Source organism: Nonomuraea sp. NPDC023979, from assembly GCF_040639085.1.
In the GTDB taxonomy this organism is placed as follows: Bacteria; Actinomycetota; Actinomycetes; order Streptosporangiales; family Streptosporangiaceae; genus Nonomuraea; species Nonomuraea ceibae.
In genome coordinates this window covers 183,644-203,351 of sequence record NZ_JBEZZG010000013.1, presented here as the reverse complement: position 1 = coordinate 203,351, position 19,708 = coordinate 183,644, and the positions used below count along the sequence as shown (strand labels likewise).

General features: G+C 73.2%; 23 protein-coding genes. 10 read left to right on the top strand and 13 right to left on the bottom strand.

What is annotated here, in order from left to right; genetic code table 11:
* The first annotated feature begins 28 nt into the window (after window positions 1–28).
* From AB0G11_RS23805 to AB0G11_RS23795, 3 genes are read left to right on the top strand one after another with little or no spacing between them, the layout of a single operon-like run.
* Window positions 29–655 (top strand): LysE family translocator, encoded by a 627-nt coding sequence (locus tag AB0G11_RS23805; protein WP_357588257.1) that lies wholly within the window; start codon window positions 29–31, stop codon window positions 653–655.
* Window positions 652–1,380 (top strand): alpha/beta hydrolase, encoded by a 729-nt coding sequence (locus tag AB0G11_RS23800; RefSeq protein WP_357588255.1) that lies wholly within the window; start codon window positions 652–654, stop codon window positions 1,378–1,380. The genes AB0G11_RS23805 and AB0G11_RS23800 overlap by 4 nt, the downstream gene beginning before the upstream one ends.
* Before the next feature lie 3 nt (window positions 1,381–1,383).
* Window positions 1,384–1,596 carry a hypothetical protein gene (locus AB0G11_RS23795; RefSeq protein ID WP_219517150.1) on the top strand — a complete coding sequence of 71 codons (213 nt, stop codon included), beginning with the start codon at window positions 1,384–1,386 and terminating at the stop codon, window positions 1,594–1,596.
* Between the two features lie 66 nt (window positions 1,597–1,662).
* Here AB0G11_RS23795 and AB0G11_RS23790 read toward each other — a convergent pair whose 3' ends face one another.
* A complete protein-coding gene (locus AB0G11_RS23790; RefSeq protein ID WP_219517152.1) occupies window positions 1,663–1,866 on the bottom strand; it encodes a hypothetical protein in 204 nt (67 codons plus the stop codon).
* A gap of 82 nt (window positions 1,867–1,948) precedes the next feature.
* Here AB0G11_RS23790 and AB0G11_RS23785 point away from each other — a divergent pair, with 82 nt between their 5' ends.
* Entirely contained in the window at window positions 1,949–2,290 is a 342-nt protein-coding gene (locus tag AB0G11_RS23785) for a VOC family protein (protein WP_357588253.1), read from the top strand.
* Window positions 2,291–2,314: 24 nt separating this feature from the next.
* Here AB0G11_RS23785 and AB0G11_RS23780 read toward each other — a convergent pair whose 3' ends face one another.
* Window positions 2,315–3,184: a hypothetical protein gene (locus AB0G11_RS23780; protein ID WP_357588251.1), complete on the bottom strand. Its 870-nt coding sequence runs from the start codon at window positions 3,182–3,184 to the stop codon at window positions 2,315–2,317.
* 34 nt (window positions 3,185–3,218) lie between these two features.
* On the opposite strand from AB0G11_RS23780, the gene AB0G11_RS23775 reads away from it, so the two are divergent.
* From AB0G11_RS23775 to AB0G11_RS23765, 3 genes are all read left to right on the top strand, one after another.
* Window positions 3,219–3,791 (top strand): CGNR zinc finger domain-containing protein, encoded by a 573-nt coding sequence (locus AB0G11_RS23775; protein ID WP_357588249.1) that lies wholly within the window; start codon window positions 3,219–3,221, stop codon window positions 3,789–3,791.
* Window positions 3,792–3,928: 137 nt separating this feature from the next.
* Window positions 3,929–4,759 carry an NAD(P)H-binding protein gene (locus AB0G11_RS23770; protein ID WP_219511534.1) on the top strand — a complete coding sequence of 277 codons (831 nt, stop codon included), beginning with the start codon at window positions 3,929–3,931 and terminating at the stop codon, window positions 4,757–4,759.
* A 149-nt stretch (window positions 4,760–4,908) separates the two neighbouring features.
* Window positions 4,909–7,824, top strand: coding sequence for a M36 family metallopeptidase (locus AB0G11_RS23765; RefSeq protein WP_357588247.1), 2,916 nt, complete (start codon window positions 4,909–4,911; stop codon window positions 7,822–7,824).
* Between the two features lie 57 nt (window positions 7,825–7,881).
* Here the strand turns inward: AB0G11_RS23765 and AB0G11_RS23760 are convergent, their stop codons facing one another.
* The 3 genes from AB0G11_RS23760 to AB0G11_RS23750 are packed head-to-tail and all read right to left on the bottom strand — an operon-like array spanning window position 7,882 to window position 9,168.
* On the bottom strand, window positions 7,882–8,238 hold the full coding sequence (locus AB0G11_RS23760) for an ArsC/Spx/MgsR family protein (RefSeq protein WP_357588245.1): 357 nt from the start codon (window positions 8,236–8,238) through the stop codon (window positions 7,882–7,884).
* Between the two features lie 7 nt (window positions 8,239–8,245).
* Window positions 8,246–8,635 (bottom strand): hypothetical protein, encoded by a 390-nt coding sequence (locus AB0G11_RS23755; RefSeq protein WP_357588243.1) that lies wholly within the window; start codon window positions 8,633–8,635, stop codon window positions 8,246–8,248.
* A 32-nt stretch (window positions 8,636–8,667) separates the two neighbouring features.
* On the bottom strand, window positions 8,668–9,168 hold the full coding sequence (locus AB0G11_RS23750; RefSeq protein WP_357588241.1) for a DUF2231 domain-containing protein: 501 nt from the start codon (window positions 9,166–9,168) through the stop codon (window positions 8,668–8,670).
* Between the two features lie 97 nt (window positions 9,169–9,265).
* Between AB0G11_RS23750 and AB0G11_RS23745 the strand changes: the two genes are divergently transcribed.
* Both AB0G11_RS23745 and AB0G11_RS23740 read left to right on the top strand, forming a co-directional pair.
* Complete coding sequence (locus tag AB0G11_RS23745) at window positions 9,266–9,964, top strand: helix-turn-helix domain-containing protein (RefSeq protein WP_219511539.1); 699 nt, start codon at window positions 9,266–9,268, stop codon at window positions 9,962–9,964.
* 27 nt (window positions 9,965–9,991) lie between these two features.
* Window positions 9,992–10,951 (top strand): lytic transglycosylase domain-containing protein, encoded by a 960-nt coding sequence (locus AB0G11_RS23740; RefSeq protein ID WP_357588239.1) that lies wholly within the window; start codon window positions 9,992–9,994, stop codon window positions 10,949–10,951.
* Between the two features lie 55 nt (window positions 10,952–11,006).
* Here the strand turns inward: AB0G11_RS23740 and AB0G11_RS23735 are convergent, their stop codons facing one another.
* Together AB0G11_RS23735 and AB0G11_RS23730 are read right to left on the bottom strand one after the other, a co-directional pair.
* Window positions 11,007–12,524, bottom strand: a complete 1,518-nt coding sequence (locus tag AB0G11_RS23735; RefSeq protein WP_357588237.1) for an MFS transporter — start codon at window positions 12,522–12,524, stop codon at window positions 11,007–11,009.
* Between the two features lie 81 nt (window positions 12,525–12,605).
* A complete protein-coding gene (locus tag AB0G11_RS23730) occupies window positions 12,606–13,208 on the bottom strand; it encodes a TetR family transcriptional regulator (protein ID WP_219511543.1) in 603 nt (200 codons plus the stop codon).
* 99 nt (window positions 13,209–13,307) lie between these two features.
* Here AB0G11_RS23730 and AB0G11_RS23725 point away from each other — a divergent pair, with 99 nt between their 5' ends.
* The gene (locus AB0G11_RS23725; RefSeq protein WP_219511544.1) at window positions 13,308–13,589 is read left to right on the top strand and encodes a metal-sensitive transcriptional regulator; all 282 of its coding nucleotides are present in this window, start codon (window positions 13,308–13,310) and stop codon (window positions 13,587–13,589) included.
* Between the two features lie 26 nt (window positions 13,590–13,615).
* Here AB0G11_RS23725 and AB0G11_RS23720 read toward each other — a convergent pair whose 3' ends face one another.
* The 6 genes from AB0G11_RS23720 to AB0G11_RS23695 form a co-directional block, all read right to left on the bottom strand.
* Window positions 13,616–14,419, bottom strand: coding sequence for an ABC transporter ATP-binding protein (locus AB0G11_RS23720; protein ID WP_219511546.1), 804 nt, complete (start codon window positions 14,417–14,419; stop codon window positions 13,616–13,618).
* Window positions 14,398–15,423 (bottom strand): iron chelate uptake ABC transporter family permease subunit, encoded by a 1,026-nt coding sequence (locus AB0G11_RS23715; protein WP_357588235.1) that lies wholly within the window; start codon window positions 15,421–15,423, stop codon window positions 14,398–14,400. Before AB0G11_RS23715 ends, AB0G11_RS23720 begins: the two co-directional genes overlap by 22 nt.
* Window positions 15,420–16,463 carry an iron ABC transporter permease gene (locus tag AB0G11_RS23710; RefSeq protein ID WP_219511550.1) on the bottom strand — a complete coding sequence of 348 codons (1,044 nt, stop codon included), beginning with the start codon at window positions 16,461–16,463 and terminating at the stop codon, window positions 15,420–15,422. The genes AB0G11_RS23715 and AB0G11_RS23710 overlap by 4 nt, the downstream gene beginning before the upstream one ends.
* 47 nt (window positions 16,464–16,510) lie before the next feature.
* Window positions 16,511–17,563: an iron-siderophore ABC transporter substrate-binding protein gene (locus AB0G11_RS23705; protein ID WP_357588233.1), complete on the bottom strand. Its 1,053-nt coding sequence runs from the start codon at window positions 17,561–17,563 to the stop codon at window positions 16,511–16,513.
* 124 nt (window positions 17,564–17,687) lie between these two features.
* Window positions 17,688–18,233 (bottom strand): DUF305 domain-containing protein, encoded by a 546-nt coding sequence (locus AB0G11_RS23700; RefSeq protein WP_357588231.1) that lies wholly within the window; start codon window positions 18,231–18,233, stop codon window positions 17,688–17,690.
* Window positions 18,234–18,291: 58 nt separating this feature from the next.
* The gene (locus tag AB0G11_RS23695; protein ID WP_219511553.1) at window positions 18,292–19,683 is read right to left on the bottom strand and encodes an amino acid permease; all 1,392 of its coding nucleotides are present in this window, start codon (window positions 19,681–19,683) and stop codon (window positions 18,292–18,294) included.
* Window positions 19,684–19,708 lie beyond the last annotated feature (25 nt).

Below are 19,708 nucleotides of genomic sequence, written 5' to 3'. Positions count from 1 at the left end.
CGGTTTCGTTCTGGCACGATGGCCGCTTATGTATCTACTAGCTTTCATCGGCGCGTGCGTGCTGGTGGCGATGGTGCCCGGGGTGAGCACCGCCGTCATCCTGCGCCAGACGGTCAGATCGGGGCGCGGCTCCGGGCTGTCGGCCACGCTCGGCAACGAGACGGGCATCCTGGCGTGGGGCCTGGCCGCAGCGTTCGGCCTCTCGGCGCTGCTGCTCGCCTCGCAGCTGGCCTACGACGTCATGCGGATCACCGGCGCGGTCGTGCTCGTGGTCATGGGCGCGCAGTCGCTCTGGCAGGCCCGGCGCGGCGCGCCCGAGCCCCGGCCGGCCGACGCGCTCGCGCCGTCCGCCGCCGGTCACCGCAGGTCCTACCTGCTCGGGCTGGGCACCTGCCTGGCCAACCCGAAGGCGGCGGTGTTCGCGATGTCGTTCCTGCCGCAGTTCGTGCCGCAAGGCCGGAACGTCCCGCTCACGCTGGTGACCCTGGCCGTCGTGTGGGTCCTCGTGGACCTGCTCTGGTACACCGCGCTCATCTGGGCCGTCGCGCAGGCCAAGGACATGCTGGGACGCCCGGCGGTGCGGCGATGGCTGGAGCGGATCTCCGGTGTCGTCCTCATCGGACTGGGCATGCGACTGGTCGTGGAGGCCAAATGACGATCTGGTACGAAGAAGCGGGCACCGGCGAGCCGGTCGTGCTCCTCGCGTCGAGCGCCGCCGACGCCGGCATGTGGGACGCCCAGTGGGAGCCGCTGGCCGAGCGGTTCCGCGTGATCAGGCTCGACTACCGCGGCTTCGGCCGCACCCCGTACGCCGCCGACGCGCCCTACAGCGACGCGGGCGACGTGGCCGACGTGCTCGCCACGCTCGGCGTGGAACGCGCCGCGCTCGTCGCCTCCTCCTACGGTTGCCGGGTCGCGCTGCAGCTCGGCGCCATGGCGACCCGGCTCGTGCTCATGAACCCCGGCTCCGACCTGCCCAAGACGCCCGACGTGCTCGCGTTCGGCGAGGAGGAGGACCGGCTGCTGGAGCTCGGCGACGCGCAGGGCGCGGCCGAGCTGAACGCCCGCACCTGGCTCGGCCCCGAGGCCGACGAGGCCACCAGGCAGCGCGTGACCGAGATGCAGCGCCACGCCTTCACGATGCAGCTCGCGGCCGACCCCGAGCCGTCGCAGTTCGAGCCGGACTTCTCGCTCGCCGACGTCAAGGCGCCCGCGCTGATCGTCACCGGCCCGTACGACCTGGAGCACTTCCGCCAGAGCGCCCGCTACCTGGCCACCGAACTGCCGGACGCCCGGCTGCTCGAACTCGACTGGGCCGGCCACCTGCCCGCCCTCGAACGGCCGCAGGAGGTCACCCGGCTCCTGCTGGACTACCTTTAGTGCATGACGAACGATCTGGCGACACTGCTGCGGCAGGCCCAGGACGACGACCCGATCCGGGCACTGGAGGCCACGACCGCGCTGCGCCATGAGATCGAGCGCATCGAAGCGGTCCAGGTCCGGCGCGCCCGCGTGGCGGGCCTGGCGTGGGCCCAGATCGCCCACGCGATCGGCGTCAGCAAGCAGGCCGTGCACAAGAAGTACGGCAAACGCTAGCCGGCCGACCAGCCTCGCCGACGTTCCCCGGCGCAGCCGCGCCCGACCACGCGGCTGCGCCGAGCCCTACTCCCTCTTCTGGCGTCGCACCGCGAACCAGGCGCTGATCATGGCAATGGCCGTGCCGCCGGCTCCGAACATGAAGCCGCGCCCGAACCCGATGCCGATGACGCTGGTGAAGATGCCGACGGCCGTGGCGCACACGGCGATGACGAGCAGGACGACAACGCCTCCTGCCATGATCTGGGCCGCCTTCTTCAGGTCGGGCATGAAAGGATCCTAGGGGGCTCGCCGCAGGGCCGTTCTCGGGTCGGCCGCGGGCGATGACGCTGAACGTTCTGGAGGCACCGGTATGTCCGCGCAGCTCGGCTATTTCACGTTGTCCGTGACGGACCTGGATCGGGCCGCCGCCTTCTACGGGGCGCTGTTCGGGTGGGAGAGCAGGCGGGAGCACGAGGCGTACCTGCATGTCACGAACACGACGGTGCCGATGGGGTTCGTGCCGGGCGGGCCGTCGTCGCAGCCCAACCTCTACTTCCACGTGGCCGACCTCGACGCCGCGATCGAGCGGGTGCGCGAGCTCGGCGGCAGCACCGGCGACGTGATGGACAGCAAGTCGGGCCGGGGCTGCACGTGCACCGACGACCAGGGCACGGTCGTCAGCCTGTGGCAGGCCGCCCCGGGCTTCGGGTGAGCGCGCGGGTTAGCACACGGGTGGTCAGTCGGGCGCCTTGACCGTGGCGATGCCGAGCGTGCTGGTCATCGGCAGCAGCCCGGACCCGAAGACCGGGCCGAGCACCGGCCCGATCAGCTTCGCCAGCCGCATGGCGCCTTCCTCGCCCAGCTCGCGCCACGGCCCGGCGGCCAGCTCGTCGGTCATCCGCTCCACCTGGTCGCGCAGCTCGCGGCCGCGCGCGGTGGCCAGGCCGGCGTCGTCGACGAGCCCGCGCGCGGCCAGCCGGTCGCGGGCCGCGGCCCACTCCTCGGCGCTCCAGCCGCGCCCGGCGAAGTTCTCCACCGGCGCCGCGCCGATCGCCGCGAACGACACCAGCGACTCGCACGGGTCGAGCCCGGCGGCCAGCAGCGCGGCCAGGTGGCCGTCGCCGCGGTGCTCGCGCAGCACGGTGGCGGCGTGCCACAGCGCCAGGTGCGGCTCGTCCGGCCACGGCAGGTCCAGGTTGGCGGCGGCGAGCGGCCGCCCCGCCGCCGTCACGCTCCGGGCGGCGCGACCGGCCAGCTCGGCGGCCTCCGCCAGCTCCGCGCCGTCCAGCGCGTCGCCGAGCAGGGTCCGGTACGTCCGGTCCACCGCCGTCAGCCTGGCCCGCAGCACGTCGGCGGGGGAGGCGGTCTCCCAGGCGGCGGGGACGTGCTCGGCGACCATGCCGGGGCTGAAGCTGTAGCACGCGGAGGCGGCCGAACGGGCGCCCACGGCCCCGAGCGGGGCGAGCCGGTAGGCGAAGTACGCGGGCCAGCGCGACTCGACGTCGTAGCCGAGCGCCGCCGCCTCCTCGAACGCCTCCGGCGAGAAGTACACGATCGCGTGGATGGGCTCAAGCTGGTGCCACATGCTGCGGGCAAGCTTCGACATGCCGAAATCCTCACTGTCTAGTTAAGGTATGACGGTGACGATAGAGGCATGGCGCATCACTGGTCAATCCCAAATAGACAGTTATGTCGGGCGATGGGTGGAGCTGGCGGCCGTCCTGGTGAACACCTTCGTGATCACCCAGGCCCGGGGCCGCCCCGCCGAGCGGCCCGACGACGACGCCGCGCGCCTGGCCGCAGTCGCCGAGGCCGCAGGACCCGGCCACGGGCAGGTCCCCGCCGACGCCGCCGCGCTGGCCGCCGTCGCCGCCGAACTGCACCCGGCGTTCACCGCCGACCCCGGCGCGGTCGCCGGGCTGAACGCGATGCTCGTGCGGCACGGCGCCGTTCCCTGCCTGTACGGGGACCCGCCCATGCTGGGCTTCCACGCCCGCGACGCCGCGCCGGTCGACGCCTGGGCCGCCAGCACGGGCACCGCCCTCGCCATGGTCATCGGCGTCGGCCAGGGCCTGCGGCTGCGCTCGTGCGAGGCGGCCGGCTGCGACCTGGTCTTCTACGACGTCACCCGCAACGCCTCACGCCGGTTCTGCGGCCTGTCATGCCAGAACCGCGCCAAGGCCACCGCCTACCGGGCCCGCCGCCGCGCCTGAGGCCGCCTCGGCGGGAGCGCCCGCCGCCGTACGCCGTCACCCACGCCCCGACATGGCCGGGATCCTGCCGCCGATCGCGGACGGAAGCCTGCCGCGATCCCTCCTAGCGTCGGCGGCGCAACGGAAGGAGAACTCTCATGACCATTCTCGTCTCGGGCGCCACAGGCAACGTCGGCCGCCCGCTGGTCGAGCAGCTGCTGGCCGCCGGGCACCCGGTGCGGGCCCTCACCCGGGACCCGGCGAAGGCCGGGCTGCCGGCGGGCGTGGAGGTGGTGGCCGGGAACCTGGCCGACACCGGCGGTCTCGCCGACGCGTTCGCCGGCGTCACCGCCGTTCACCTGATCAGCTTCGACGCCTCCGACTACCGGCCGCTGGCGAACGGCCCCGAGCTGGTGGACCTGGCGCTCCGCTCGGGCGTGCGCAGGGTGACGGTGCTGAAGGGCGGCGTGGGCAAGAGCCCGCTGGAGGAGGCGATCGAGGCCGGCGGGCTGGAGTGGACGTACCTGGCGCCGGTGGAGTTCATGTCGAACGCGCTGGAGTGGGCCGGGCCGATCGCCGCCGAGGGGGTGGTGCGTGACGGGTTCGCCGAGTCCAGGAGCGCGATGGTGCACGAGGCGGACATCGCGGCCGTGGCCGCCGCCGCGCTGACCGGCGACGGCCACGCGGGCCAGGAGTACTGGCTGACCGGTCCGCAGGCGCTGACGCCGCCGGACAAGGTGCGCGTGATCGGCGAGGTGCTGGGCCGCGAGCTGCGCTTCGTCGAGCTGAGCCGTGACGAGATGGTGGAGCGGTGGCGCGCCGAGGGCTACTCGGACGACGACGTGGACTTCTTCCTCATGGTGCGCACCGACCCGCCCGTGGCCGGCTCCACGGTGCTGCCCACGGTCGAGGAGGTCACGGGCCGCCCGGCCAGGACGTTCGCGCAGTGGGTGGGCGAGCACGCCGCCGCCTTCGCCCCGCAGCGGTAGGCAAACAAGGAGGAGGGGCGCGCACCCGGCCGCGCCCCTCTATACGCCGATATTTCGCCCTTTACAAGTTCTTGTCATGCAATGAAACGAGTGTTACCTCTTGCGGAGGCGCGTGGCACACGCGCCTTCTGGCGTGCAGGAGGACAACGGTGTCAGCAAAACCCTGGTTACGCAGCACTCTTCTGGTCGTCGCCCTGACGGCCTCGGCCCTGCCCCTGGCAGGCGCCGCCCACGGTGAGCCCGGCGGAACCGGTCAGCCCGGCGCGCAGGCCGCCGAGGTCCACGACTTCCAGGGCGAGAGCCACGGCAAGCCCGACCTGGACAACCGGCGGGGCACGGTCCCGCCGCCCGCCGGGGTCGCCCGCAGCGCGGCGGCGGACGGCGTCCGCTGGAACGCGCTCGGCACCCCGGCCGTCGTGACCGGCGCCGAACCGCTGGCCGAAGGGCTCGGCGCGGACCCCGAACAGGCCGCGCGCGCGTACCTGAAGGCCAACGAGGCGCTCTTCGGCCTGTCCGGCGCGTCCGTGGACGCGCTCGAACGCGTCGCGGTCAACCCCATCGGCGAGGGCCACGCCGTGCTGCTGCGGCAGCGGTTCGGCGACCTGCCGGCCGGTGTGGACGGCATGGTGGCCGTGGGCGTCTCCGGCGGGAAGATCCGTCATGTCACCTCGTCGCTGTCGCGCGACACGGCCGCGCCGCCCGCCGCGGCGATCAGCGAGCAGCAGGCGCTGGAGATCGCCGCCCGGGACGGCGGCATCGACCTGGCCAAGGCCACCACCAAGAAGGTCACCAAGGTGGCCGTGCCCGCGGCCGACGGCGTGCACAGCGCCTACCAGGTCGTCCTGATCGGCGGCGACCCGGAGGAGGCCGCCGCGTACACCACGCACGTGGACGCCGTCAGCGGCGCCGTCCTCGTCCGGGAGAACCTGGTCGACCACCACGCCGACCCGGACAACCCGAGCTGGGCGGCGTTCCCGGCGAATCCGCCCGCCGACTACTCCTCCGCCGACACCCGCGACATCTGGTGCCACGCGGCGGGCCCCGGCTGCGACTACGTCGTCGGCGGCGACCCGGCCACCGGCAAGGCGTGGGACGTCGACCACGCCACCGGCACGCCGACCGGCACCAGCAAGGGCAACGCGGCGCACACGTTCGAGAACCGGGCCAGCGGCGACCCGTTCACCGTCGGCACCCGCTCCAACGTGGCCACGCCCGGCCGCGACTACGTCTACCCGTGGCGCAACACCTGGTACGAGGCCAAGTGCGACCCGGCGGTGTTCGACCAGCCGGGAGAGAACGACCTCGAGGCGTCCATCGCCAACCTGCACGCCATGCACAACCGCATGCACGACTGGTCCTACCGGCTCGGCTTCACCGAGACCGCGTGGAACATGCAGGACGACAACGGCGAGCGCGGCGGGCTCGGCGGCGACCCCGAGCTGGGCAACGCCCAGGCCGGGGCCCGGGTGCTGAGCGTGCGCGACAACGCCAACCAGATCACCGGCCCCGACGGGGTCGCGCCGATCACGAACATGTACCTGTGGCAGCCGATCGCCGGCGCCTTCTACGCGCCCTGCGTGGACGGCGACTACGACATGTCGGTCATCGGGCACGAGTACAGCCACGCGATCTCCGGCCGCATGATCGGCGGCCCGAACGCCGGCTGGAGCGGCGCCCAGGCCGGGGCCATGAACGAGAGCACCTCCGACCTGTTCGCCATGGAGTACCTGTTCGAGTACGGGTTCCGTCCGCGCGGCGACACCCCGTACGTCACCGGCGGGTACGTCACCGGCGACGCCACGCGCGGCATCCGCAACTACGACATGTCGAAGTCGCCGCTCAACTACAGCGACGTCGCCTACGACATCGTCGGCCAGCAGGTGCACGCCGACGGCGAGATCTGGACCGCCACCCAGTACGACGTGCGCGCCGCGTTCGTCAAGCGCTACGGCAAGGGCAGCGCCGGGCAGCAGAAGGCGTGCGCCGACGGCCGGACCCCGGTCGAGCGCTGCCCGGGCAACCGGCGCTGGGCGCAGCTGTCGTTCGACGCGCTGCTGCTCATGGCGTCCGGCGCGGTCAGCTACGTCGACCACCGTGACGCGCTGCTGGCCGCCGACACCATCCGGTTCGGCGGCAAGAACCACGACATCATGTGGCGCGCGTTCGCCGAGCACGGCCTGGGCGAGGGCGCGTCCAGCAACGGGCCGAACGACCCCGACCCGGTGCCCAGCTTCGCCGACCCCGAGGGCAAGAACGGCAAGCTGCGGCTCAAGCCGCTCGGCGAGGCGAAGGACGCGGCGTTGCGGCTCTACGTCGGCGACTACGAGGCCCGCGCGGTCCCGGTCGCCGACACCGATCCGGCCACCGAGCTGGGCGACACCGTCACGATGACGCCCGGCGTCTACGACTTCGTGGTCGCCGGTGCCGGGTTCGGGCACCGGCGGCTGAAGTTCGTCGTGGTCGGCGGCGTGACGCTGCCGCTCCCGCTGCCGCTGACCCGCAACCACGCCTCCGCGTCCGCCGGCGCCGCCGCCACCGGCGACGGCGTCAACCACGCCAAGCTGATCGACGAGACCGAGGCGACGAACTGGGCCTCGCTGACCGGCGCCCCGGCGGGCAAAGCGGTCACGGTGGACCTGGCGGGCGACGAGCCCGTCAAGATCCGCCGGGTCCAGGTGAGCGCGATGCTCAGGCCCAACGTCGGCGACCCCGCCGACCCGGGCGGCCAGAACCGGTTCTCCGCGCTGCGCTCCTTCGAGGTGCTCGCCTGCCAGCAGGACTGCGCGGACCCGGCGAACTTCACGAAGATCTACACCAGCCCCGCGGACGCGTTCTGGACCGCGCTGCCGCGGCCCCGGGGCGCCGATCTGCTCATCGAGTCGTTCCGGGTGCCCGCCACGACGGCGACGCACCTGATGCTCCGCACGCTCACCACCCAGTGCACCGGCAACCCGCTCTACGCCGGCGAGCAGGACGCCGATCCCAACTCCGCGACGGACTGCGCCACGGCCAGCCCGCAGCGGGACCAGGTGCGGGCCGCCGAGTTCCAGGCGTACTCGTACTAGAGAACCCAGGGGGTGAGGCCCGCGCGGGCCTCACCCCGTCCGGCTCAGCCCAGTGCGTCAGCCCAGTGCGGACCGGACCGCCTCCTCCGTGCGGGCGATCACCGTGGGGCCGTCCTCGGCCGTGATGATGGGCCGCTGGAGGAGGATCGGGTTCGCCGCCAGCGCCGCGACCCAGCGGTCGCGGCTGCCGGCGTCGCGCGGCCAGTCGTCCAGGCCCAGCTCCGCCGCGCGGGGCTCGCCGGTGCGGGTGATGTCCCACGGTTCGAGGCTCAGCCGGGCCAGCACCTGCCGGATCTCGCCCTCCGTGGGCGGGTCGTCCAGGTAGCGGCGCACGGTGTACGCGGCCCGCTCCGCGTCCAGCACCGACAGCGCGGAACGGCACTTCGAGCAGGCGGGGTTGATCCAGATCTCCATGCCGGAATCATCCCCCGGCCGCGGCCACCGCGGTGAGCAGGACGAGCACCAGCGTGGCGACGGCGAACACGCCGTGCGCGACGACGACGGCCACCGGGATGGCCGCCTCGGGCGCCGCCGTGCCGCGCGCCGGGATCCACCGGGCCAGCAGGACGAAGCCGAGCAGCGCCACTGGGACCAGGATGACGAGCGCCGCCCAGGCCAGCGCCGTCGCGCCGGTCACCAGGTAGGCGATCCAGACGACGAGGCCGGCGGCGGCCAGCAGGAAGTGGCCGGAGACGACGGGGACGGGGAAGCGGCCGGAGGCGCCGCCGCGACGGCGCGAGAGCCAGCGCCCCAGCATGAAGAACCCGCCGAGCGCGGTGACGACCCAGGTGACGAGCGCTGTGGTGCTCATGGTGTCCTACTCCTTCTCACGATTGCTCCTCGTCACGATTGACGGAAGCCTGCGGCCTGCGTGACCTCGTCGGCCACCCGGACGCCGTACCGGTAGGCGAGCCTGCCGCCCAGGGTCCCCGCCGCCGCCAGCCCGGCCAGCCCGGCCGCCGACAGCGCGAGCTGGCCCGCGCCCACCGCGTCACCGGGCAGACGCCACGCCCACGCCGCTCCGAACACGGCGGTGACGGTCAGGGTCAGCCCCATGTGCGCCAGCGCCGTGCGGTAGGCCGCGGTGCCGGGCTCGATGGCCAGGAAGTCGAGGAACCCGAACGCGGCCGCCGCCAGGGCGCCGATCACGCCGATCGCGATCAGCCAGAGCGCTCCCTTCGCCAGGAACCCCGCGTCACCGGTCACGAGCGAGGCCAGGTCGAAGACCAGGCTCGTCACCCATGCGCCGATCGGCACGGTCACCAGCATCGGATGCAGCGGATGCCCGTACGGCCCCGCGAGCGGCGTCGAGGGACGCTTGGCCCGGAACAGCGGACTGGACATGGCCCACCTCCTATTTCACCAACGAGTTTTAGTGAAACTCCGCGCACCCGTCAATAGGCTGGGATTGACGTACAGGAATGGGTGTTATTCTCGGATTGTGAGCCAACCCTCGCTTGACGCCGTCGCGGCGCTCGGCGACGACCTGCGCCGCCGCATGTACGACTTCATCCGCCGCGCCGGGACGCCCGTGACCCGCGACGAGGCCGCCGCCAGCGTCGGCATCTCCCGCAAGCTCGCCGCCTTCCACCTCGACAAGCTCGTCGACGTCGGCCTGCTCACCGCCCGCTACGCGCAGCCGTCCGGCGCCCGCCGCGTCGGCCGCGCCCCCAAGGTCTACGAGCCCGCCGGGCTCGACGTGCGCGTCAGCATCCCGCAGCGCGAGCACGGCCTGCTCGCCGCCATCCTCCTGGAGGCCGTACGGGCCCAGGCCCCCGGCGAGCCGGGCCGCGACGCTGCGCTCCGCGTCGCCGGGCTGCGCGGCCGGGCACTCGGCGAGGCCGAACGCGACCGGCTCAAACCCGGCCGTCTCGGCGCCGAACGGGCGCTCACCTGCGCCGCGCAGACCCTCGAAAGCCACGGCTTCGAGCCCGACCGTGTCACGCCGACGCTCATGCGGCTGCGCAACTGCCCGTTCCACCCGCTGGCCGCCGAGGACCCCGACCTGGTGTGCGCGATCAACCACGCGTTCCTGGCCGCGTTCCTCGACGGGCTCGGCGCCTCCGCCGTCGACGCCGCCCTGCGCCCCCGCGAGGGCGCCTGCTGCGTGGAGCTCGGCGCGGCCCCGCCCGCGGGCTGACGCCCGGGTTGGGTAGGTTGGCCCGTCATGGAGGTACGCCCGAGCCACGCCCCGCCCGCCCTCGTCTCCGCCCTCACGGCGGCCGTCCTCATGGCCGCCGCCGCAGGCTGCGGAGCCGAACCACGCACGGCGCCCCGGGCCGATCCGTCATCGGCCTCCCCGCAGCCGCAGCAGTCGGCCTCGGCATCAGCGTCGGCTTCGGCATCGGCGAGCCCGTCGGGGGATCCGGCCGCGCTCGACCTCCCCGACCCGGACGAGCCCATCCCGGGCGACGCCGCCGAGCTCGCCAAGGCCCTGAAACGGACCAGCGCCGAGCTCGCCGACGCCGTCGACGCCTGGGACGGCGACGGCGAGCCGCCCCGCGACGTCGAACTGCTCGCCCTCCACCAGCAGCGCATCTACCGCCACACCGCCCGCCACCCCAAGCTCGCCGCCCGCGCCTTCGCCCGCCTGCCCGCCCGGCTCGCCGCCGAGGCCAGGGACAACACCGCCGCCATCCGCGAACTGCTCTCCCTCGCCCACCCCGTCAAGGGCACCGGCGTCATCAAGGTCCGCCCCGCCCGGCCCGCGAGCGAGCTGCGCGGCTACTTCAAGAAGGCCGAGCGGCGCTTCGGCGTGGAGTGGGAGGTGCTAGCGGCGGTGATGTTCGCCGAGACGAAGTTCGGCAGGGTCCGCTCCGCCAGCCACGTCGGCGCCCAGGGCCCGATGCAGTTCATGCCCGCGACCTGGAAGGCGTACGGGATGGGCGGCGACATCCAGGACACCCGCGACGCCGTCATGGCGGCGGCCAACTACCTGCGCGCCACCGGCGCGCCCCGCGACTACCAGCGGGCGCTGCACGCCTACAACCCGTCGCAGGCGTACGTGGACGCGATCCTGCTGCACGCCAAGCAGATCAAACGCGACCCGCGCAACTACCTGGTCTACTACAACTGGCAGGTGTACGTGATCACCACCAAGGGCGAACGGCGCATCACCGGCCCCTGACCAGCAGTGCCGCCGGTCAGTGCTCCCGGTCAGTACCCCTGGTCAGTGCCGCCAGTCAGTGCCCGTGGCCGTGGCCCACGAAGGCGCCCGACGGGCGGCCCGGGGGCACGAGCAGGAGCGACACCGCCGCCGCCACCAGCGCGGCCACCGCGACGGCCGTCAGCGCGGTGGCGAACCCCGACACGTCACCGCCCGGAGCGAGCGCCGCGGCAGCCGCCGACGACACCAGCGCGACGCCGATCGACCCGCCCAGCTCGTGGAACGTGTTCACCACCCCGGACGCCACACCGGACTCGGCAGGGGAGACGTTCGCCATCGTCGTGCTCGTCGCCGTCACGAACGCCGGGCCGATCCCGAACGCCGCCACCACGAACCCCGGCAGCAACGTCGTGAACACGTTCCCGTCGGCGGACACCTGCGCCATCAGCCCGGCCCCGGCGGCGGTCAGCGCGAACGCCGCCACGGCGACCGGCCGGCCGCCGATCCGCCCCACCAGCCGGCCCGCCACGTGCGCGCCCGCCGTGATGGCCACCGCCACCGGCAGGAACACCAGCCCCGTCTCCAGCGGGCTGAACCCGCGGACATGCTGCAGGTAGAGCGAGCTGAGGAAGAACAGGCCCAGCATCGACGCCGTGGCCATCAGCATCACGAACATCCCCGACAGCACCGGCCGCCGGGCCAGCGTCTCGGCCCGCATCAGCGGCGCCCGCACCTTCCGCTCCACGACCACGAACGCCGCATACCCGGCCACGGCGGCGAGCAGCACCCATAGCGTCCCCGCCGAGCCCCAGCCCACCTCCCCGGCCCTGGTCAGCCCGTAGATCAGCAGCCCGGTGGCCCCGGTGACCACCAGCCCCCCGACCACGTCCACCCGGCCTCGACCCCCACCGTGCGCCCCATGCGCGGTGTGCCCGCCGTGCGTGCCGTGCCCGTGCCCGTGGGCAGCCCCGGCGTGGGTGCCGGCCGTGCTGTGCGCGGCGTGCGCGGCGTGGTGTGCCGGGGCGGGGGCGCGTACGGGGAGGCGGGAGGGGAGGATCGCGAGGACGGCCAGGCCGATGGGGACGTTCACGTAGAACGCCCAGGTCCAGCCGGGCCCGGCGGTGAGGAGGCCGCCGAGCAGGACGCCGGCGGCGGCGCCGGAGCCGCCGATGGCGGCCCACACGGCGAGGGCGCGGTTGCGCCGGTCGCCGTGGTAGGCGGTGGTGATGATCGACAGGGCGGCGGGGGAGAGCAGGGCGGCCCCGACCCCCTGGAGGGCGCGCCCGGCGATGAGGGCGGGCCCGTTCGGCGCAAGGCCGGCGGCCAGGGAGGCGACGGTGAAGAGCGCCAGCCCGGCGACGAGCAGGCGGCGGGCGCCGAAGGCGTCGGCGAGCCGCCCGCCGAGCACCATGAGCCCGCCGAAGCAGAGCGTGTAGGTGGTGACGACCCAGGTGAGCGCCTCCCGGTCGAGCGCCAGGTCGGCGCCGATGCTCGGCAGGGCGACCTGCACCACGGTGATGTCGACGATCAGCATGAACTGCGCCAGGCAGAGCAGCGCGAGCACGCTCCACCTGACGGGGTTTTGGACATTCATCGCCCGGACTCCTAACCTGAACACGTGTGTACGAGTTGCAGGACACCATACCCCCGTACCCCTTGTCCAGCCGGAGTCGCGTCAGGCGGCGCGGAAGGCCCCCAGCAGGGTCGCGCTCAGCACGGCGGCGGCGTCGGCCCGGTCGAGGCGGCCGGACTCGATCTCCTGGGCGGCCGTGTGCAGCAGGCTGAAGAACGTGCTGACCAGCCACGACACCGGCAGATCGGTGCGGAAGGCGCCCTCGTCGCGGCCCCGGGCGATGAGCCGTTCGACCCGGGCGAGCGGCTGGTCGTGCCACTCGCGGATGCGTTCGGTCGACAGGGCGCGGTCGGCGGCGACGAGCAGCCGCCGGTGCCGGTCGAGCACCTCCCAGGAGGACGCGACGAGCCGCGTGAGCGCCTCGGCCGCCGGGAGGTCGTCGAGCGGCTCGGCCGCCAGCGTGGCCTCGGCCTGGCTCATGGCGTGCGCGAACACGGCGTCAACGAGCGATTCGCGGGAGGGGAAGTGGCCGTAGAGCGTCACCCGTCCCACGCCCGCGGCCTTGGCGATGTCGGCCACGCTGGCCGCCGGGTCGGCGCTCAGCGCGCGGAGCGCGGCGTGCAGGATGGCCGCGATGTTGCGCTCGGCGTCGGCCCGCCGCTGCGGCGCGGGCGCTGTGGTGGTTCGTCGCTGGGTGGTCGCCATGTCATCGAGCTTAGGAGCGTCCCGGCCCCGTAACGGCTGCGGGGAATACCGGCAGGGGGTATGTTGTCATCTACGGGGACGACGGAAAGGAACGGGGCGATGGCCGGATACACGGGCAACAAGGGAGACCACCTGCGGCGGCTGCGCCGGGCCGAGGGCCAGGTGCGCGGGCTGCAGCGGATGGTCGAGGACGACAAGTACTGCATCGACATCCTGACCCAGGTGTCGGCGGCCACCAGCGCGCTGCAGTCCTTCGCGCTCTCGCTGCTGGAGGAGCACCTGGCCCACTGTGTGGCCGAGGCGACGCTCAAGGGCGGCCCCGAGGCCGAGGCCAAGGTGAAGGAGGCCTCCGACGCGATCGCCCGCCTCGTCAGGTCCTGACGCGGCGGCCCGGGGCGGGGAGGAGCTCAGCGGCGGTCGTGCGGCACCACCATCGGGCTGGCCGTGCGCGGGTCGGGCACGATGTCGCACGGCAGCCCGTACACGTCGGCGACCAGCTCGGACGTCAGCACCTCCGCCGGCGGCCCCTGCGTGACCACCCGCCCCTCGCGCATCACGACCAGGTGGGAGGCGAACCGGGCGGCCTGGTTGAGGTCGTGCAGCACGGCCACGATCGTCCGGCCCTCGCCGTGCAGCTCCCGGCACAGCTCCAGCAGCTCATACTGGTGGGCGATGTCGAGGAACGTGGTCGGCTCGTCGAGCAGCAGCAGGTCGGTCTGCTGGGCGAGCACCATGGCCACCCAGGCGCGCTGCCGCTGGCCGCCCGACAGCTCGGTGGCCCGCACGTGGGCGAGGTCGTGCAGCGCGGTGCGCTCCAGCGCGAACTCGATCGCGGCGTCGTCGCCGGGCGACCACTGGCGCAGCAGCGTGTGGTGCGGGTAACGGCCGCGCCGGACCAGGTCGCGCACGGTGATGCCGTCGGGCGCGACCGGGTTCTGCGGCAGCAGTGCGACGTGCCGGGCGGCCTGCCTGCCCCGGTACGACCACAGGTCCCTGCCGTGGAGCAGCACCTGCCCCCGGTCGGGCTTGCGCACCCGGGCCAGCGACTTGAGCAGCGTCGACTTGCCGCAGCCGTTCGGCCCGATGATCACGCTGAGCTCGCCGTCCGGGATGTCCAGGCTGACGTCGCGCACGACGGGGTCGCCGCCGTAGGAGATCGTGACGTCCCGGACGCCCAGCCCCGAAGTGCTCACAGTGTTCCCTTCCGCCATTCACGGGTCAGCAGGTAGCCGAGGTAGAGGCCGCCGACGGCCATCGTGTAGACGCCGACCGGCAGGTTGCCCGGGACGGGCAGCTGCTGGGCGGCCAGGTCGGCGAGCACCAGCAGCAGCGTGCCGACGAGCGCCGACAGCAGCAGGTGGGGGCCGGGGCCGCCGGTCAGGCGGCGGGCGATCTGCGGTGCGGTGAGCGCGATGAACGCGATCGGCCCGGCGACGGCGACGGCGGCGGCCGACAGCACGACCGACAGCGTCACGGCGGCGGTCCTGGTGGGGCCGGGCTCCGCGCCGAGCCCGGCGGCCAGCTCGTCGCCCAGCTCCGTCATGTCCAGGCGGCGGGCCAGCAGCGCCACGAGCGGCGCGCACACCAGCACCACCAGCCAGATCGTGACCGCGTGGTCCCAGGACCGGGCCGACAGGCTGCCGTTGAGGTAGGCCATGAGCACGGTCGCCTTGTCCCGTTCGACGGCGTAGACGACGTACTGGGTGAGGGCCACGGAGATCGCCGAGACGCCGATCCCGGCCACGATGAGGCGGCCCGGGTTCTGGAACCCCGTCCCGGTGGAGACGTACACGACGGCCATGGCGAGCACGGCGCCCGCGAGCGCGCCGAGCGGCACCGGCAGCAGGCCGGGCAGGAACAGCGCGGCGGACGCGGCGCCCGCGCCCGCGCCGGCGGAGACGCCGATCACGTCCGGGCTGCCGAGCGGGTTGCGCGTCACGGTCTGGAACAGCGCGCCCGACAGGCCCAGCGCGGCCCCGGTGCCGATGCCCACGACCAGGCGCGGCCCGCGCAGCCGGCCCAGCACGAACGCCGCCTTGCCCTCGGCCCCGCCGAACAGCGCCTGCGGCAGGTCGGCGACGGGGATGCCGAGCCGTCCCAGTGACAGGGTGGCGACGGCGGCCACGGCGACGAGCGCCACGACCGCGGCGGCGGCGACGGCGCCGGCCCGCCCGACGGGGACGGCGATCACCCGTCCGATCCTGACGACCGTCATGCGTTGCCCTTCATCCTGCGTACGGCCAGCAGCAGCGCGGGGGCGCCGACGAACGCGGTGACGACGCCGACCATCAGCTCCTGCGGGCGCAGCACCAGCCGGCCCGCGACGTCGGCGAGCAGCAGCAGGGCCGGGCCGACGATCGCGGAGAACACGATCTGGGCGCGGAAGCCCACGCCGGCCAGCGCCCGCACGATGTGCGGCACGGCCAGGCCGACGAAGCCGATCGGGCCGACGGCCGCGGTCGCCGCCGCGCACAGCAGCGTCGAGGCCAGCAGCCCGCCGGCCCGCATGGCGGCGGGGCTGGTGCCGAGGGCGGCCGCGGTCTCGTCGCCGAGCGCGAGCGCGTTCAGCCCCGGCGCGATCAGCACCGCGACGAGCAGGCCGAGCCCCGCCAGCGGCAGCACCGACAGCAGCACGTCGAAGTCCCGGCCGCCGAGCGCGCCCACCACCCAGTAGCGGTAGCTGTCGAAGACGCGCGGCAGCCCGAGCGTCACGGCCTGCACGTACGCGGTGAGGACGGCGGTGACGACGGCGCCCGCCAGAACCAGCCGCACCAGCCCGGCCCCCGACCCGGCCGACCCGATGACGTGCACGAGCAGCCCGGCGAGCAGCGCGCCGGGCAGCGCCCACCACACCGCGCCCCACTGCCCCGACACGCCGAGGAACGCGGTGGCGGACACGATGCCCGCCGACGCGCCCGCGGTGATGCCGAGCAGGCTGGGGTCGGCCAGCGGGTTGCGGGTGATGCCCTGCATGAGCGTCCCGGCGACGGCCAGGCAGAGCCCGGCGAGCAGGCCGAGCGCGGTGCGCGGGTAGCGGCTCTCGATCACCGTGGTCGTGTTGGCGTCGGCGGTGCCGTCGAGTACGGCCAGCACGTCGCCGATCGAGGTGGGATGGCTGCCGAACGCGACGCTGGCGAGCACGGCGAACGCCAGCACGGCCAGCGAGGCGAGCAGGAAGAACAGCGGCCGGGCGACGCGGGCGCGGGTGCTCCCCGGGCCCGCGCCGCCCGGCGCGGTGCGTGCTGTGAGCGTCATGTGGGGGTGGTCGTCATGTGGGGGCGGGCGTCCTCAACCGGTACGGGTTACTTGTCCAGCTTGGCGACGGCCTCGTCGATCAGCGGCAGGTAGCGGTCGATCACCCACGGCACGGTCAGCGGGTTGATGATCGACGACGCGGTGACGAACGGGGTGTCGTCGCTGGCCACCACGGCGCCGCGCTTGACCGCCGGGATCGCCGCGTACAGCTTCTGCGCCTCGATCTCCTTGCGGGTCTTCTCGTCGGTGTAGAAGGTGAAGACCAGGTCGCTCTTGGCGAGCTTCTGGGCGTTCTCCAGGCCGATCAGCGCCGAGTCGGTGCCCTCGGTCTCCTTGAAGGTGTCGACCACCGGGTCCACGGTGAGGCCGAGCGAGGAGACCATCTCCACCCGCTGCTCCTCGGGCTTGAACACGCCGAGCGTGCCGGGGCCGGAGGTGTAGATGTAGGAGAAGGTGACGTCCTTGTACTGCGGGCGGGTGGCCGCGGCGTCGGCGAGCTGCTTCTTGACCGAGGCGATCAGCTTGGGGGCCTCGGCGGGCTTGCCCAGCGCCTTGGCGACGATCTCGATCTGCTGGTCCCAGTTGGTGCTCCACGCCAGGTCCGGGTAGGCCACGGTCGGCGCGATGTCCTTGAGGATGTCGTACTGCTCCTGCGTGATGCCGGACCACGGGGCCAGGATGACGTCCGGGTCGAGCTCGACGATCGTGTCGAAGTCGATGTTCTCGCCGCCGGCGAACTGCTTGGGCAGGGTGCCGCCGGCCTTGGTCACGGCCTCGTGGATCCACGGCAGGTAGCCGGTCTTGTCGCTGCCCCACGGGTAGCTCTCGATGCCGACGGGGGTGTGGCCGAGCGCGATCGCGGTCTCCGCCGAGCCCTGGCCGAGGGTGACGACCCGCTGCGGCTGCTCGGTGATCGTCGCCTGGCCGAGCGCGCTGTCGATCGTCACCGGGAAGGCGCCGGCGGTGTCCCCGCCGCCGGCGCTCCCGGTCGGGGCGGGCGCGGCGGACGGCGGCTCGGTGGAGCCGCAGCCGGTGACGACCAGCAGGGCCGCGGACAACAGGAGCGCGGACACGCGCACCCGGGGGAGCCTGAACTGCATGAATGTTCCTTGTTCCGTGGACGCGCGCGGCCACGTCCACATCACGGAGGAAAGGTGGGGCCAGCGCGGGTCACCAACTGACCTTCAACACTTAGGCAAGCCTAACCTACTGTCCGCTTCGTCATCAAACGGGGGTCTTGCGGGTGACGATCTCGTCGATCCGGGCCTGCTGGCTCTCGGCGATCTCCTCGGCGAGCTCGGCCGTCTCCCGGTGCGCCCCCTCGGCCTCCACGGTCTCGGCCATCCGCACGCCGGCCTCCAGATGATCCACGATCACCGGCAGCCACTTGCGGTCGAACGCCTCGCCCGAGGTGCGCGCCAGCTCGGCGACCTGCTCGGGCGGCAGCATGCCGGGCATGGCGTGCGCGGAGCCGTGGTCCTCGGGCACGGCCCGCCCCCACGCGCGCAGCCAGGAGGCCATCAGGTCGATCTCCGCCTGCTCCCCCTCGGCCAGCGACTCGCCGAGCTCGCGCACGTACGTGTCGCGGGTGCGCTCGGCGGCCAGCTTCGCCAGCGCGATCGTCTGCCGGTGATGGGGGATCATCTCCTGGGAGAAGCGCACGTCGGCTTCCGTGTACCCCGCCTGCGGGGCGGGCGCGCCCGCGGCCGGCGAGCAGCCGGCCGCGAGCGCCACGACCGCCGCGACCCGGACGAGAACGGCCTTCAGCATCATGACCTCCAGGGCTTTGCAGGAGGTACGCACGCGGACGCCGCCCGGTTCGGCCCCCTCAGCCGTTCAGCGCGGAGTGGCGGCGGCTGTAGGCGAAGTAGATGACCAGCCCGATCGCGAACCAGACGGCGAAGCGCAGCCAGGTCATCGGGTCCAGGAAGGTGATCAGCCACAGAGAGAAGACGACCCCGATGGCCGGCACCACGGGCATCCCCGGCGTGCGGAACTGGCGGGGCAGGTCCGGCTGCCGGTAGCGCAGCACGATCACCGCCACGCACACCACCACGAACGCCAGCAGGATGCCGATGTTGGTCAGCTCGGCAGCCTCCCGGATCGGCAGGAACCCGGCGATCACCGCCGAGGCGGCGCCCACGATCCAGGTGACCCGCGACGGCACCCGCCGTACCGGGTGCACCTTGGCGAACCACAGCGGCAGCAGCCCGTCGCGGCTCATCGAGAACCAGACCCGCGTCACCCCCAGCATGAAGGTGAACATGACGGTCAGGATGCCGACGATCGCCCCCACCGCGATCACCGTCGCCAGCCCGGACAGCCCGACCGCCGCGAACGCCGAGGAGAAGCCGCTCTCGGGGTCGATGTCGCGGTAGTTCTGCATGCCGGTGAGCACCAGGGTCGCCAGCACGTACAGGATCATGGAGATGACGAGCGAGTAGATGATCGCCTTGGGCATGTGGCGCTGCGCGTCACGCGACTCCTCGGCGGCGGTGCTCATCGCGTCGTAGCCGAACACGGCGAAGAACACCGTGGCCGCGCCGGTGATCGCGCCGCCGATGCCGAACGGGAAGAACGGCGAGTAGTTGGCCGTGTTGATGTGGAAGAACCCGACCGCGATGACCAGCAGCACCACGGCGACCTTGATGACGACCACGATGGTCTCGAACCGGGCGGCGGTGCGGATGCCGAGGTTCAGCATGAAGGCGATGAGCAGGCAGAGCAGCACCGCGAACAGGTCGACGACGTGCCCCTCGCCGGTGCCGGGCGCGCCCAGCATCCAGGCGGGCAGCCCGAACCCCAACTGCTGCACCAAAAACCCGAAATATCCGGATATGCCGATGCCGACGACCGCCACGATCGCCGTGTACTCCAGCAGCAGGTCCCACCCGATCAGCCAGCCCACCAGCTCGCCCAGCACCGCGTAGCCGTAGGTGTAGGCCGACCCGGCCTTCGGGATCATCCCCGCGAACTCCGCGTACGAGAACGCCGCCGCCGCGCTGGCCACCCCCGCGATCAGGAACGACACCAGCACGGCGGGCCCCGCCGTCTGATTGGCGACCGCGCCGGCCAGCGCGAAGATGCCCGCGCCGATGATGCCGCCGATGCCGATCGCGGTGAGCTGCCACAGCCCGAGCGAGCGCGACAGCTCGCCCTCGTGCTCCTCCGCGATCTGCTCCACCGGCTTGCGGCGGAAGATGCCGCGAGAAGAAGCCATGCCAGCCCCCCGACCAGCCAGATGT

Coding starts and splice junctions, on each gene's coding strand:
- AB0G11_RS23760 (WP_357588245.1), bottom strand. CDS start 8,238: ATGGAGATCTGGATCAACCCCGCCTGCTCGAAGTGCCGTTCCGCGCTG.
- AB0G11_RS23705 (WP_357588233.1), bottom strand. CDS start 17,563: ATGCAGTTCAGGCTCCCCCGGGTGCGCGTGTCCGCGCTCCTGTTGTCC.
- AB0G11_RS23770 (WP_219511534.1), top strand. CDS start 3,929: ATGACCATTCTCGTCTCGGGCGCCACAGGCAACGTCGGCCGCCCGCTG.
- AB0G11_RS23720 (WP_219511546.1), bottom strand. CDS start 14,419: ATGGCGGAAGGGAACACTGTGAGCACTTCGGGGCTGGGCGTCCGGGAC.
- AB0G11_RS23780 (WP_357588251.1), bottom strand. CDS start 3,184: ATGTCGAAGCTTGCCCGCAGCATGTGGCACCAGCTTGAGCCCATCCAC.
- AB0G11_RS23700 (WP_357588231.1), bottom strand. CDS start 18,233: ATGCTGAAGGCCGTTCTCGTCCGGGTCGCGGCGGTCGTGGCGCTCGCG.
- AB0G11_RS23710 (WP_219511550.1), bottom strand. CDS start 16,463: ATGACGCTCACAGCACGCACCGCGCCGGGCGGCGCGGGCCCGGGGAGC.
- AB0G11_RS23740 (WP_357588239.1), top strand. CDS start 9,992: ATGGAGGTACGCCCGAGCCACGCCCCGCCCGCCCTCGTCTCCGCCCTC.
- AB0G11_RS23715 (WP_357588235.1), bottom strand. CDS start 15,423: ATGACGGTCGTCAGGATCGGACGGGTGATCGCCGTCCCCGTCGGGCGG.
- AB0G11_RS23695 (WP_219511553.1), bottom strand. CDS start 19,683: ATGGCTTCTTCTCGCGGCATCTTCCGCCGCAAGCCGGTGGAGCAGATC.
- AB0G11_RS23795 (WP_219517150.1), top strand. CDS start 1,384: ATGACGAACGATCTGGCGACACTGCTGCGGCAGGCCCAGGACGACGAC.
- AB0G11_RS23805 (WP_357588257.1), top strand. CDS start 29: ATGTATCTACTAGCTTTCATCGGCGCGTGCGTGCTGGTGGCGATGGTG.
- AB0G11_RS23800 (WP_357588255.1), top strand. CDS start 652: ATGACGATCTGGTACGAAGAAGCGGGCACCGGCGAGCCGGTCGTGCTC.
- AB0G11_RS23785 (WP_357588253.1), top strand. CDS start 1,949: ATGTCCGCGCAGCTCGGCTATTTCACGTTGTCCGTGACGGACCTGGAT.
- AB0G11_RS23725 (WP_219511544.1), top strand. CDS start 13,308: ATGGCCGGATACACGGGCAACAAGGGAGACCACCTGCGGCGGCTGCGC.
- AB0G11_RS23755 (WP_357588243.1), bottom strand. CDS start 8,635: ATGAGCACCACAGCGCTCGTCACCTGGGTCGTCACCGCGCTCGGCGGG.
- AB0G11_RS23730 (WP_219511543.1), bottom strand. CDS start 13,208: ATGGCGACCACCCAGCGACGAACCACCACAGCGCCCGCGCCGCAGCGG.
- AB0G11_RS23750 (WP_357588241.1), bottom strand. CDS start 9,168: ATGTCCAGTCCGCTGTTCCGGGCCAAGCGTCCCTCGACGCCGCTCGCG.
- AB0G11_RS23735 (WP_357588237.1), bottom strand. CDS start 12,524: ATGAATGTCCAAAACCCCGTCAGGTGGAGCGTGCTCGCGCTGCTCTGC.
- AB0G11_RS23790 (WP_219517152.1), bottom strand. CDS start 1,866: ATGCCCGACCTGAAGAAGGCGGCCCAGATCATGGCAGGAGGCGTTGTC.